9 protein-coding genes are annotated in these 13,669 nt (G+C 68.4%); 6 read left to right on the top strand and 3 right to left on the bottom strand.

Translation table 11 applies throughout. The annotated features are described in order from the left end of the window. Window positions 1-182: 182 nt before the first annotated feature. Window positions 183-2,294 carry an AIPR family protein gene (locus tag ACIQZN_RS19655; protein WP_403995167.1) on the bottom strand — a complete coding sequence of 704 codons (2,112 nt, stop codon included), beginning with the start codon at window positions 2,292-2,294 and terminating at the stop codon, window positions 183-185. Window positions 2,295-2,414: 120 nt separating this feature from the next. Here ACIQZN_RS19655 and ACIQZN_RS19650 point away from each other — a divergent pair. Next, window positions 2,415-3,619, top strand: a protein-coding gene (locus ACIQZN_RS19650) for an IS3 family transposase (protein WP_403995164.1) whose coding sequence is annotated in 2 segments (ribosomal slippage) — window positions 2,415-2,706 and window positions 2,706-3,619 — 1,206 coding nt in all. Because the reading frame shifts where the segments join, the coding sequence is not laid out codon by codon here. A gap of 612 nt (window positions 3,620-4,231) precedes the next feature. Here ACIQZN_RS19650 and ACIQZN_RS19645 read toward each other — a convergent pair. Continuing rightward, window positions 4,232-6,646: a putative dsRNA-binding protein gene (locus ACIQZN_RS19645; RefSeq protein ID WP_403995161.1), complete on the bottom strand. Its 2,415-nt coding sequence runs from the start codon at window positions 6,644-6,646 to the stop codon at window positions 4,232-4,234. Between the two features lie 871 nt (window positions 6,647-7,517). Between ACIQZN_RS19645 and ACIQZN_RS19640 the strand changes: the two genes are divergently transcribed. Further along, window positions 7,518-8,453: a DUF5655 domain-containing protein gene (locus ACIQZN_RS19640; protein ID WP_403995158.1), complete on the top strand. Its 936-nt coding sequence runs from the start codon at window positions 7,518-7,520 to the stop codon at window positions 8,451-8,453. Between the two features lie 93 nt (window positions 8,454-8,546). Here ACIQZN_RS19640 and ACIQZN_RS19635 read toward each other — a convergent pair whose 3' ends face one another. Beyond that, the gene (locus ACIQZN_RS19635) at window positions 8,547-9,299 is read right to left on the bottom strand and encodes a DNA-methyltransferase (RefSeq protein ID WP_403995155.1); all 753 of its coding nucleotides are present in this window, start codon (window positions 9,297-9,299) and stop codon (window positions 8,547-8,549) included. Between the two features lie 580 nt (window positions 9,300-9,879). On the opposite strand from ACIQZN_RS19635, the gene ACIQZN_RS19630 reads away from it, so the two are divergent. The 4 genes from ACIQZN_RS19630 (at window position 9,880) to ACIQZN_RS19615 (ending at window position 13,537) form a co-directional block, all read left to right on the top strand. Continuing rightward, complete coding sequence (locus tag ACIQZN_RS19630; RefSeq protein WP_403995152.1) at window positions 9,880-11,022, top strand: C40 family peptidase; 1,143 nt, start codon at window positions 9,880-9,882, stop codon at window positions 11,020-11,022. Window positions 11,023-11,110: 88 nt separating this feature from the next. Further along, entirely contained in the window at window positions 11,111-11,419 is a 309-nt protein-coding gene (locus tag ACIQZN_RS19625; RefSeq protein ID WP_011029048.1) for a DUF6112 family protein, read from the top strand. Further along, window positions 11,419-12,099, top strand: coding sequence for a hypothetical protein (locus tag ACIQZN_RS19620; protein ID WP_403995148.1), 681 nt, complete (start codon window positions 11,419-11,421; stop codon window positions 12,097-12,099). The genes ACIQZN_RS19625 and ACIQZN_RS19620 overlap by 1 nt, the downstream gene beginning before the upstream one ends. Before the next feature lie 28 nt (window positions 12,100-12,127). Further along, window positions 12,128-13,537: an ATP-binding protein gene (locus ACIQZN_RS19615; RefSeq protein ID WP_403995146.1), complete on the top strand. Its 1,410-nt coding sequence runs from the start codon at window positions 12,128-12,130 to the stop codon at window positions 13,535-13,537. Window positions 13,538-13,669 lie beyond the last annotated feature (132 nt).

Here is a 13,669-nt window from a genome sequence, read left to right as displayed (position 1 = left end):
CATCACAGCCGCCACCTGTGATCCTACGGCCCCAGGGCGCCTCCGAAGGCGCGTTCCGCCAGGCCTGAGAGGGCGCAGTCAAGTGCCGTCGAACCCTACAGGGGAGCACTGACAAAGCCTGGGCGGAAGCGGGCGACGGGACTGCGCCAGCGGCACCCCAGCCCGTTGCTCCCTGGCTCCGCTCACTTCTCCGTCGGCTCGTTACCCTCCCGCAGCCGCACCGCCAGCGCCAGCTCGTCCAGCGACCCCTGCCCCGGCACGAACCACCGGATCGTGCCCTGCGCCGCGCTGTTCACCCCGGACGCCTCGAAGCGCATTTTCCGCGCGAGACCACTGGGCGAGTACCACGCGTCGTCAGCGTGCCACTGCAAGGGGTTACGGCCCTCCTCGTTGCTCCACGTCGCCTGGGTCCGCCGCGGATCCGCCGCCAGCCACTCAGTCATCTCGCGGCGCTCCGGCTTGCTGTACGGGCGGAATTCCAGAACCGTGCCCTCTTCGATCTCGCCGGCGGCGACCAGGGTCGTCACGGCGTTCACCTTCCGCCCCTTGGCCTCGGCCGTAGCCACTCGGTAGTCCTCGTTGAGCGCCGGGGCCTCCTCCTCAGAGTCGAGTTTGCGCAGGGCCGCACGTACCACTCGCTCAATCCGTTCGGTGTTCCGGACGGCGGCGATGATGTGGCTGGACTTGCCGTACTCGTTGTTGATCGCGTCGAGCACCCAGGACAGAGAGTCACGAACCAAATCTGGCACCTTGGCGAGTTCCGCCGCCCAGTCGCACTCCGGATCCTCGATGGCCCGGGTGTCCAGACGGCGATAGACGAGGTGGGTGACCAGGAGATCGCCGTAGAAGGCCGCCGCGTCGGCACGCCAGACCAGCCCTTCACGGAGGGACTGCAGCTGTGCCCGGACCTCGCGGAGGAGCTCGACGCTGCGCCAGACCTTGAAGACGTTAGGTTCGGAGCCGAAGGTCTCCTGGTAGTTGTGGTCCTCCCACAGCCCGGCAAGGTTGTCGTCGCGTTTGGCCACGGCGGCAAGCCGGGCGTTCGGGCTGACGGCAGCGAGTGCCTCGGCGGCCTCGGTGATGGAGCAGCCATGCGCCGAGTCGGGCACCGTCTCGCCGCGCTTCGTGACGTAACTGCGATTGAGGAGCCTGGCGAAGTCCTCGCGGAGCGTGATCTGGCCGGGGTCGAGGGACTTGAAGTCTCGGTCCTCGATCGGGTTCTGCGTGTTCGTGGTGGTGGTCACCTGGTCGCCGAAGCCGGGCGGGCAGTCTTCCAGGGAGATCAGGCGCACAAGAACCCGCCCGTCCTGCGCCGCGCCCGTATCCTCGGTGAAGGCCCGGTAGATGGCACTCACCGTCTGCGCGCCGTTGACCACGCTGACGCCGGACAGCTGGAAGCTGCCCACTTTGCCGGGCAGTGCCCGGCCGATCGGCTGGATCGACTCGCACAGCATGGTGATGCCGTTGCTGAAGTACCAGAAGTGCTCCGGCTCCTCCCGCAGAGTCTCCCTGATCTTGGAGTTCACGTCGCTCTCGTCGAGAGAGTCACGGATATTCCGGGCGAAAAGGCCGCGCCGGTGCTCCTCATAGAGATCAGCGAGGTCGGGGACCGTCATGGTGCCGTACATCGCCTTGTACGGTGTCGACTCCTGGCCGAAGCACTCCAACTGCACCTTGGTGTCGATCTTCGGTGCGGCGGACTCACCGAGAATCGCGCGGTGGAAGTCGCGCAGGTCGAGGACCTTGACTTCAACCATGTCTCGGACAACCTGGTTTTGCTCGTCCTGCTTCATCTTGATCAGGTCGCGCACGCCGTCGCTGAGCGGAGCCTCGCGCATCAGGGCGAGCACCAAGGTGATCTTCGGAGTGCCGGAGTCGTAGGCCCGCTCGATTTCCGGGACGAACGGCTGGAAGCGGCGGTTGAACCGGCTGAAGTTCCGGTCGAGCATCAGGTCCAGACCGTGGAACATCTTGTGCACCTCGGCCTCGCCGAAGCCTCCTCTGTTCTGGTCGCTCCACTTCGCCTGCACCAGACAGATCCTGGAGCGCGTGGTTCCTAAGTCCACGGCGATCGAGTCGAGTCCCTGGTCGTCCTGCCCGTCGAAGACTCGTGTGGCGGCGACCCGGTCGCTGCACGGGTGCTCGATCTGCGCGGCGAGCGCGGCCAGACCGCGACTCAGGAACGCCTGATGGAGCTTGTCCCCCGACATACGCGCCTGGTCCGACATGTCGATGAGACCGGTAAAACGGTCCTCGATCGCCTTGCGGACATACCCCACGTGCAGTTTGCTCACGATCCACCCCTGTCAATGCATCAGACCGTCAACACCCTATCGGTGTAAGGCCCTGGGCCTTGACCCCGGATGTTGGACACACGAGACACTGGATCCTGGGGATCTGAGAACGGACATCTCGTGGTCATGAAGAACTATCCGCCGGAGTTCAAGGCGGACGCGGTCGCGCTGTACGAGTCGCGGCCGGAAGCGACGATCAGGTCGGTCGCAGCCGATCTGGGGATCAACCCGGAGACCCTGCGGAACTGGGTCCGGGCAGCCGGAGTGAGCCGTCCCCGAGGACGGCGGACGCAGGAACCAGCCCTGCCGCCGGCTCCGCTGGAGGCGGAGAACGCCGCCTTGCGGAAGAAGGTCCGCGAGCTGGAGGAAGAACGGGAGATCCTGCGGAAAGCGGCGAAGTATTTCGCCGGGGAGACACGCTGGTGAACCGCTTCCAGTGTGTCGCCGACCTCCAGCGCCGTCACGGCGTGAAGCGGCTCTGCAGGATCCTCGGCGTCAGCCGCTCGAGCTTCTACCACTGGCGCCGGACGGCTGCGGACCGGGCCGCCCGGCAGGCGGCCGACGCCCGCCTGGCCGCCAGGATACGGGCGGTGCACCAGGAATCGGACGGCACCTACGGAGCCCCGAGAATCACCGCCGAGCTCCGCGAGGAGAACGGTGTCGCGGTCAACCACAAGCGCGTCGCCAGGATCATGCGGGCGTCCGGGATCGAAGGAGTCCGGTTGCACCGCCGGCACCGCACCACCGTCTCTGACCCGGCCGCCGCCAAGGCCCCGGACCTGATCGGCCGCGACTTCACCGCGGACAGGCCGAACACGAAGTACGTCGGCGACATCACCTACCTGCCCATCGAGGGCGGGAAGTTCTGCTACCTGGCGACCGTCATCGACCTCGCATCACGCCGACTGGCCGGCTGGGCGATCGCCGACCACATGCGCGCGGACCTCGTCACCGACGCCCTGGCCGCGGCGATCCGAACCCGCGGCAGTCTCGCCGGATCGATCATGCACACCGACCACGGAGCTCAGTACACGAGCAGGATTTTCGCCGAAGCCTGCAGGGCAGCAGGGGTTCGGCGAAGCATGAGCGCGGTCGGGTCCAGCGCGGACAACGCACTCGCCGAATCCTTCAACGCGACCTTCAAACGCGAAACCCTGCAAGGACGAAAGAGCTGGCCGACCGAGTGCGAGGCCCGACTCGACGCCTTCCGATGGCTCCACCGCTACAACACCCGACGCCGACACTCTCGCCTCGGACAACAATCACCGATCGCCTTCGAGAACGCCCTCCACCGCTCACCAACTACGCTGGCGCAAGCCGCATAACCCGTGTTCAGCATTCGGGGTCAAGGCCCCCTTAAGAAGTCGCATCTCAAACCGCTGGCGGAGGGCGTGAATCGAACACATTTCCCATCGAGATAATTCCCGGCTGTAGGCTCATGCAGGCAGGGCTCGTTGGTAGCTCGGAGGTTCGCACCGAACCGACCAGCTCTATGAGGCCCTCTTGGCACCGTCAGATGGTGGATGCGATCCGTTACCTGCTCGCGGGCGGGATCTCCTTCCCTACCTGGGGACGGTTCTATGCCTTCTTCCACCGATGGCGAGAGCGCGGGCTGGTCGCGAAGTTCTATGATCGGCTGCGGGGAAGGCCCGTGAGCGCGAGGGCCGGAAGGCTGAGCCATCGGCGAGGATTATCGACGCGCCGTCGGTTCGAGCATCCGCGTTCGTGCCGGCTTCTCGTGCGAGTACGGCGCCGGAATGAGAGTGCCGGGCCGCAAGCGGCACATCGTGGCTGACACGCTCAGCCAACTGCTGGCCGTCGCCAAGACGGCCGCGGACGTGGGGGCCGGCACGCCATGCCTCTGCTTCAGCGGCTGCGGTCGCGCCACCGGGACATTACTCCTGGTGGGACGAGTGATGGGGCGTAAGACTGTGGCTTCAGGAGGTTTCCTCTTGTTCGGCTACCGGTTCCACTCCGCGTGCGATCACCGGGGGCGACGGAGACCCGGCACCCGACAAGTAGGCGTCGATCCCGGCCGCGGCCAGCGGCGTCAATGACTCCGTGTCGAGTCGGCCGTGGAGGCGCAGCAGTACGTGGTCGTCGTCAACGAGGCAGTCGGTGCGTGGCAGGGTGCGAGACAGCAGCCGGGCGAAGTCGTCACAGGCCACCCTGGTGTCGAGGCCCTGCAGTCCGATCCAAGTGTGCAGGATTCCGTCCTGAATGGTCAGTTCGACATCGATCGGGCTGCCCGCCGCCTCGGCCGCCTCTCCACACCAGGCCAGTGTCTCGTCTAGGGCCGCGAGCTGCGCAGGGAGCGGTAGGAAGAGCTCCTGCCGCATGTCGTCGCGTACCGTGACGCTAGTCCGGCATGCCTGTTCACGCCACCAACCCTGCACCACGTCGCGCACCGTAACCCCCCATGGCCCTCTTGCGGCGGCGCGTCCGACCACTTCGGCCGCGTTGCGACGGACCGTGCCGTCCGGGTCGTTCCCTTGCTCCGCTGTCATACGACGCAGGAGAGAGCGCGGCCCGAAGCGGGTGTCGGCAAGGATCTGCCGGTACAGCTCACCTAGTGGTGGTGGCACGGTGTCGTCCTCGGCGTGGAGCAGATCACGCACCCGGCGGGCCCAGGCGCAGAATGCATCGAGGTCCCCCGTGGCCAGCAGATCCGTACCAAGCAGGCCGCCGCTGATTATTCGGATGCGCTGCCGCGCGGTCGTCGTCGCCAGCCCATCGAGCTGGGCGCGAAGCAGGTACCGCAACAGGTCACATTCAGCCGTGGTGAGGGCGTCCACGAGATCGTCGGCCGGGGCAGCGAGAATCTCCAGCACGTCCTGAGCAGTCGTCTTGTCGGCGTCGCTCTTGGAGGATGGCCTCTCGGGCGGCACAGCCCACCGGTGGACACGGCCATGCGCGTCGGACAGTACGAGTGTGGAGGTGAAGGTCTGCAGGTGGTCCAGGCCGGTGCGCTCGTACTCGTAGTGGTGCGTCATCCCGAACATCGTTGTTAGGAGGTTCAGAACGGTCACCGGTTCGTGCTGGTACTGGAGTTCGGAGAGCCAACCATCAAGGACTGCGGGGCGCCTCCTCAGCAGGCGGGTACCGTGCAGGCGCCAGGCAGTGGCGGCGACCGACTGCGCGGCATCGGCAACCGTGCTCCGCCGCTGACTGTCTTCTCCCCGTCCGATCCGTATCCCGTCGGCAAGGGCGAGGGCGGTACCGAGCCGGGCGGTGTCCTCGTTGGCGGGTGTATGCATGCGGGCCTCATCCTCGTCCGGGACCAGCCCGTGGGCGAGGATACGACCGACTCTCGCGTGCTTGGCCAAGTGGTTGAGGACCAGAGAGCCGTGATGGGCGAGCAACTGGTTGTCCCGTTGGTGGTGCGCCGCCACGTCGGCACGGTTCTCATAGACGTATGACGAGTGGGTAAGAGCCTGGGTGAGGAGGCCAGCGATCAGACGGTCGTCGAGTTCGAACATAGCCACCAGGTCGCTGAGGGCGTCCCGGTGCCCGCGAGGAGGGGCATTTCTGTACGGCTGCGGCGGCGCAGTAATGGGGGCGGTCTTCGCCGGGCGGGCCGCGGGCCGCCCGGCTGGCGGAAGGTCTCGCAGCAGGGCTCGTACGGCAGCGACCCGCGCCGCCTTCTTGTTGCGGCCCTCGCCCCGTGCGCTGCGGCCGCCACCGGTGCGGGCGATGGCTGTGTATGCCTTGTCGTGATCGGGCCCCTCCTCGGCGTACTCGTAGGAAAGCCCTTCCTTCGCGAAGAGCGTCTGCGCCTCGGTCAGGGGGTCGGCGCCGCCGATCTGGTCGGTGCCGTGGTCAAGGCCGACACATACGACGTCGACCAGCCGGCGGGCGGTCTCGTGGGCACCGGTGAGACTGAGGAGGCCGAAGATCTGCCGGGCGACTCCCTCGGCGACGGAGGGAGCGGGGCGCTGCGCCTCACCGGCACCCATTTGAACAAGGCCGCGTTCCGTCGCCCACTGGCCGAGCAACCGTCGGGCCTCCGTGGAGCGTCGGTTGTGTTCACTCGCCTGTGTTCCGACCTTCTCCGGCTGCCGCTGTGCGATCCACGCGTCGATGAGGATAACGTCGATCGTGCTGCGGCCCAACTGGTCGAGCATGCCCAGGACGTGCGGTGTCACCGTCGTCTCGGACAGGCCGCTCTCGTAAAGGCGGCTGATGTGCATCGACGCCAGCCCCAGCCACGCAGTGGTCTGTTCGTCCACATCCCACTCGCCCGCGATGTCCTGGATCGCTGTACGGACGGTCTCCCCGAACGTGCCCACCAGGGTGGCGGGGGGCTGTGCCAGGGTCAGCGGGGGAACGTCAAGGACGGCGAGCTGCCGCACGACGCGTACATACGGCCGCAGGGGATCGTCTGGCTTCCAATGAACTGCCCGAGCAGGGCCGGAAGCCTTCCGGGCCGGCGCGGCAGCCGCAGGTTTTCTCCCTCGAGAGGCACTTCCGCCACGGCTCTGCGCCCGCGCACCGTCCGACCTGTGCTGCCGTGCACGGTCGCCGACTGAAGCTGCTGGCTTTCTGCCGAGTTCGGCCCGAAGGTCGGTGGTGAGCCACGCGGGCAGACGGCCGACGAGTCCGCCGTCGAAGAAGTCGCCGGTCAAGTCGACGCAGTATGTCCACTGACCCCATTCAGAGCGGGCCGCATACGTCTGCCCCAGCCTGCGCAAAGCGGCTCGCATCCGTTCGTAGGGCACTTGCCGTCCGTCCAGGCTGTAAGACGTACGTCGGCGCGCCGCCTCGATGGCGAGCGCGATCCTGTGCACGGGTGTCGGGGCCGCGGGCTCCCGCAGCGACACGATGCCAACCCAACGGTTCATGGCTCTCCCCCACCGGAGTCACGGCCGCCACGGCACCGATGCACGTCGCCGCGCTTCGATCCGGTGTCTGGTCGGTTCTCGGCCCCTTCGTTCCTTCGCACGGTCGCCGCACCGCTGAAACGATCGATCCTCCTGATGACCTTGTGGCTAGCGTAATCGCTGCACGAGTCTCGTGAAGGGTTTTTGTACTTCGGACAAGCAGGACTCCACCGGCGCGCGACGTGACATCGGCAGTGGCCTCCCTGTCGTAGGGCGATTGCGGCATCCGCGTGGGGCAGCTCGGGCCCAGAGCTAGGCAGACAGCCGTTGGGCCGCCGGGACACGGAATACCCAGAGCCCTCCGTCGATTGCATCTCTTGCAGGGATGGTGGGAGGGGCGCTGGTGGCCGAACTGATGTTGTTCCGACGCAACGCGGACGGGCGAGACATCGAACTGCCCAGCTCGACGGTGGCGCTGGAGGTGGAGCTGCAGCGGCGGGTCGAGGCCGGCCTAGAGCAGATGCTGGGCGTCCGTTTCCTGGCATCGGAGTATCCGACTGGCCCCTGGCACCGGGGGCGGATCGACACCCTGGGGCTCGATGAGAACGGCAGCCCGGTGGTGATCGAGTTCAAGAAGGGCTCGGACAGCGGGGTGATGTCCCAGGCGGTCTCCTACCTGTCCTGGCTGGAGTCGGCGCACCACGAGTTCGAGGCGCTCGTGCGGAAGGTGCTGGGGGCGGAGGTGGCCGAGTCCGTCGACTGGCGTCGTCCGCGGATGATCTGCATCGCGGCGGGCTTCTCGCACCACGACCGGGTGGCGGTGCAGAGGTTGCCCGAGCGGATCGACCTGGTGCGCTACCGGATCTTCGACGGTGGCCTGCTGGGGCTGCTGCTCGTGGACTCCGCGACCGGCTTCCCGAGCGCTGCCTCCTCTCGCCGGGGCCGGGAGCGGGCACCCGTGGCGGACAGCGTGCCGACGGCTTCGACGGTCTCTCCGCCTGCGGGTGGAGGAGCGGTGCCGGAGTGCCTGCGGGACCTGTACGCGGAGCTGGACGAGGCGCTCACGGCATGGGGCGAGGTGGAGGTGGCGTCGCTGCGGCACTACATCGCCTACCGGCGGTTGGTGAACGTGGCGTCGGTGATCTTCCGTCCGAAGCACGAGGCGATCTTGGTGTACCTCAGACTCGACCCGGACACGGTCGAGCTGCAGGAGGGCTTCACCCGGGACATGCGCGGTATCGGACACCTTGGGACCGGCGACCTGGAGGTCCGCGTCGTCTCGGCAGCCGACTTGGAGAAGGCGGCGCGGCTGATCCGGCGAGCGTTCGAGGCGGCCTGACGTAATAGGAGGGGCGGCTGGTGCATCGGTTGGTCGATGCTCCAGCCGCCCCTCTGGCGTCTGTGGGCCGCCGGCCCTGGCCTCTCTTCGCTCTCACGATCGTGCCTCCGGTCCGGCCAGCTCGAAGTCGTCCTTCGTCAGTTCGGCCCGCAGCCGCTCCTCGGCGACGTCGGCGTAGTGCGCGGACAGCTCGACGCCTACGAAGCGGCGTCCTTCGCGCAGGGCCGCGACCCCTGTGGAGCCGCTGCCGGTGAACGGGTCGAGGACGGTGCCGCCCTCGGGGCAGACCTGGACGAGCTGCTGCATGACCTCGACCGGCTTCTGGGTGATGTGAACCCGGCCCTTGCGGGGCTGGGAGGCGATGTAGTGCCCCGGCAGGTAGAGATCGCGGGTGTTGTCGAGGGAGCCCTTGACGCCCCAGATGATGAACTCCGAGTCCTGCTTCGGCCCGCCCTTGCGGGGCCGGCTGGACGGCTTGATCCACGGGATCGTGCCGCTCCAGGTCCATCCCGCCATCTGAAGGGCGTCGGAGGTGGTCGGCTCCTGCCGCCAGTCGGTGAAGACCATGGCGACCGCGTGCTCGGTCGAGGCCCGGTACGCCTCGGTGAGCAGTTCGGTGAGCCAGGAGCGGTAAGAGCGCTGGTCACGGTTCTCACCCGGGAAGTTGGCGAGGTCGTGCGCCGAGTTGCTCGTGACGTACTTGGCACGTGCGGTACGGCCGGTTCGGTCAGAGCTGGTGCGGCCCCCGGAGTTGTACGGCGGATCGGTGATCACCGCTTGGACGCTCTCGTCCGGGAGGGACTTCAGGACGGTCAGGGCGTCGCCTCGGTGCAGCGTGTAGCTCATGGGGAGGGCCTCTCTTCGGGCGCGGCGGAGTCTGGACCTGCTCCGGGCTGCGCTCAACGGCGTGCATGCGGTGCGAGGTTGCAGCGGAGGTTAACGGCGAATTCCGGCCGCGCCTAACGAGGTGGCTCCCTGCTTCGGGCCCCTGGATGGCAGTCGTTTGGCGCGGCCGGAATCCCGGTCTACTGTCTCGCCGTGCCACCGGGAAGGAGCGCTGCTCCACCCCCGTTGAGCTGTGCTTATCTGTGCTTTCTCGTCCAATCGAGCAGCGTCGGAGGCATGTTGCCCATCTGCCCGCGAGCGCCGTGAGGAGGCCCCTGTGCACTGCCTGAGATTACGAGCGCGGCTGGCTGCCGCGCGTGACCTGAAACCGGTGTCCTGGAGCTACCAACTCCTCTGACCCGGGCCCGCCGAGAGGCGGATGCACATCGGCGCGGTGCCGACCGCTTTGCACGAGAAGTCGGCACCGCGTCTCCTTCGACCACCGAGGAGCCGCTGCGATGCAGCATGCCCTGACACACCCGCGCCCCGACCCACCTCCCTCGACCGCTCCGCACCGCCGTCGCGCTGAACGGCGGCAGCCGTGAAGAAGACGACAGGAGTGCTCGTCGGTCTGTGCGCCACTGGACCACTCCTGCTGGCACTGCCGATCCTTGGCATCGGTGCCGGGACCGCCTCGGCTTCGTGCTCGACCGGCGGTGCACAGGGTGTGGACGCCTCCGCCGTCGCCAAGCAGGTGAAGGCCATCCTGGACGGCGGCGACAAGGGCTCGGTCTCCGTGCCGGGGCTGGACGCGCCTGCCGACCTGGTGCCCAACGCCAAGACGATCCAGGCCACGGGCGTCGCGATGAACGTCCCCGCCCGAGGGCAGGTCGTCGCCCTGGCGACCGCGCTGCAGGAGAGCGGCCTGCGGAACCTGACCTACGGCGACCGCGATTCGCTGGGTCTCTTCCAGCAGCGGCCGTCGATGGGCTGGGGTACGGCCAGCCAGATCCTCGATCCGGTGCACGCCTCGACGAAGTTCTACGAGGGGCTCAAGAAGGTCTCCGGCTGGCAGTCCCTCTCTGTAACGCAGGCCGCGCAGGCGGTACAGAAGTCGGGCTTCCCGGAGGCGTACGCCAAATGGGAGCCGCTGGCCACCGCCCTGCAGAAGGCCATCGAGCCCCTGCTGCAGAAGGCCGGCGCATCGCCGAGCCCGTCGCCGTCCGGCTCTGCCGACACCGGCAGCCCCTCTCCCGATTCCGCGGGGGGTTGTTCGGCGGACGGCGACGGGACGGACTTCGGCACCATCCCGGCGGGTGCACTGCCGGACGAGTACAAGATTCCCGCCTCCGCGCCGCCGAAGGTACAGACGGCGATCCGGTGGGCGCTCGGCCAGCTCGGCACCCCGTATCAGTGGGGCGGCACGTGCACCGACTCCCACGGCAAGAACCCGATGGGCCGCTGCGACTGCTCCTCCCTGATGCAGGGCGCGTACAAGGCCGCCGGGGTCACTCTGACGCGGACCACCTACACGCAGCTCAAGGACGGCAAGGCCGTCTCGGTCGGTGCCCTCAAACCGGGCGACCTCCTCTTCACCGAGGGGACGGCCGCCGTACCGGAACACGTCGGGATGGCGATCGGGCAGGGCCTGATCGTCCACGCCCCGCACACCGGTGACGTCGTGCGGATCACCACCGTCGCGTCCTGGAAATCGCGGATTCTCGCGGCCCGCCGAGTCGTCTGACCGGCGCTCCTCCCCCTCCTCACCTCCCCTCGCACCGCTGGTTCGCCCCACCGGGCTTTGGCGTGCGCTCATTCGAACTGGAGTTCCCATGTATCTCGCTGAACAGGTCATACAGCTCGCCTACGACCCCGGAATCAAGCCCAACGAGGGCGGGCTCCCTGGCCTCAACGTCCTCAAGCAGGTGATGGGCTCGATCAACTTGTTCGGACTCATCGCCGTGGTCGGAGCCCTCGCCGTCAGTGCAGGCGTGTGGGCCTGGGGTCACCACTCCGGTGGTCACCAGGCCGAGGCGAACGGGAAGAAGGGCGTGCTGGTCAGCGCTGGCGCGGCCCTTCTTCTCGGTGCGGCCAACGGTGTAGTGGCGTTCTTCTCGACGCTCGGGACGCAGGTCCACTGATGGCTCAGCACTCCACCCACCCCGGCGGCGCATCTCGCGTGCGCCGCCGGGCGCTGCTCGGCACTGCCGTCCTGGCGGTGCTCGTCGCCCTCGCCAGCCTGGCCGCCTACCTCACCCGCGAGAACCGAAGCCCCTCCGATACTGCGGCGCCACCGCCGAGTTCGCCCACGGCGTCCTCGTCGTCCGCGGCACCGTCCGGGCCGCACACCCGGCCCCGCGCTCTGCCCGTTCCGCCGAAAACCCACGACCCGATCACGTACGGGAAGGCCGCCGCCGCAGCGCTGTGGTCGTACGACACCCGCGCGTACTCGCAGCCCGAGCTGCGCAAGGCGCTGCGCGGCTGGCTGACCACGGAGCCGAAGTACGCCGACCCGGCCTCCGTCGACCAGGCGGTCCCCTCGGCCGTGCTGTGGAAGGAGATGGCGGCCAACAAGCAGGTCGCCACCGCCAAGATCAACGAGGGGCACTTCCCGCACGCCTTCACCCAGGCCCTCCAGGACGACCCCGGGGCGATCACCCAGGCGTACGTCTACGCCGTCATGGTCTCCGGCAAGCAGTCGATTCGCTGGAAGGGATCGGCTGCCGGCGGCGCGGAGAGCCGGTCCACCACCCTCGCGGTCCAGTGCCGGCCCAACCACCCCTGCGCCCTGGTCGGCGTCATGCCGTCCGTCGCGCCCTGACCCTCGCCCCAGAACGGAGTTACGACCCATGGGAGTCTGCGACTTCCCGCTGATGGACAAGGTGTGCGGCGCCGTCGACTTCGCCACCAACCCCGCCGGCACCGTCACCGACGGCCTCGGCGCGTGGATCGCGAAGTCGGCGGGCGAGCTGGCGTCCAGCGCGGCCGACCTGGCCGCCAAGGCCGTCAACAAGACGACAGCCATCGACCTCAACGCCGGATGGTTCCGCGACAACTACGAGCTGCTGCTGCCCATCGGCCTCGCCCTGACCGTCGGCATCTTCTGCATCCAGCTCATGACCGCGGCCTGGCGCCGCGACGAACGCGCCCTCGCCAAGGCGGCGTTCGGCACCATGACCGGAGTCCTGTTCAGCTTCTCCGCCATCGCTTTCACGACCGTCGCCATCACCGTGGTGGACGCGCTGTCCGACGGCCTCTTCAAAGCCGCCAACACCTCGATCGACGACGCGATCCGTCGTGTGATCAAGGTTGATCAGATGGGGGCCATGTACGGCCTCGGCTGGGGTGTGCCCGCGCTGGTCGCCTTCGGGTGCGCGATCGGCGCCTTCCTCTACTGGGGCGTGATGGTCGCCCGCAAGGTCGGCGTCCTGATCATGGTCGCACTCGCGGTATTCGCCGGGGCGGGCGGCGGCTGGGAAGTCGCCAAACGGTGGCGGCGCGGCTGGATCGAGGCCACCGGCACCCTCATCGTCTCCAAGCTGTTGATGACCGTGGTCTTCCTGATCGGCGTCTCCGCCATGGGCAAGACCGACGCCAGCGACGGAATGGCGGCCCTGTCCGACGCGATGGCCGGCATCGTCGTGATGGTCCTGGTGTTGCTCTGCCCCTACGCGACGTACAAGTTCGTCCACTGGGCCAGCGACGGCGGCGGCCACGACGACATGCACCGCACCGGTGTCGCCGGCATGGCGGTCGCCGCAGGAGCCGCGAAGACCGCAGGCAGCCTGGCGCTGCGGGCCGGTACCGGCGCCCCCGCTCCGCAGGGTCCGAATCAGGTCCCGGGCGCGGGCACCGATGGCGTCGCCTCCGGCATCAACCCCTCCGGCGGCAACCTCAGCAAGGAGGGCATCGACGCCGGGCCGCCCAAGCAGCAGACCCGCTTCCGGTACGGCGAAGACCCGAACGCGAGCGGCGACAAGGGCCGGGCTCTGATCCAGCGCCCCGGGATCCCGCCGCTGATCACACGTCCTGGCGAGGACGAACCGGAAGGGTCCGAATCGACCGCCCAAGGCGTTGCGGGCGGCTCCGGTCACCTCTCAGCCGCATCGGCTCCGGGCGGCGACATGACCTCCATGCCGCCAGCCGACCCCGGACCTTCGGCCTCGGGCACTCCGGCGTCCGCGTCCAACCCGTCGGCCACCGGCTCCGCGACGCCGACGAACTGGGTGTATCCCACCCAGCCGCCGTCGGGTTCCTGACCCACATCCCCGGGGGCGGGGCCCCGCCCCCGGGGGGGGGGGGCGCCCCCCCCCCCCCCCCGCGGGGGGGGGGGGGGGGGGGGGGGGCGGCGCGGGGGGGGCCCCCCGGGGCCCCGCCCCCCCCGCGGCGCG

The sequence above is a fragment of the Streptomyces sp. NPDC097595 genome, assembly GCF_044761525.1.
Classification (GTDB): domain Bacteria; phylum Actinomycetota; class Actinomycetes; order Streptomycetales; family Streptomycetaceae; genus Streptomyces; species Streptomyces drozdowiczii_A.
The sequence above is the reverse complement of the archived record's forward strand: the minus strand, read 5'-3'. Positions and strand labels throughout refer to the sequence as shown.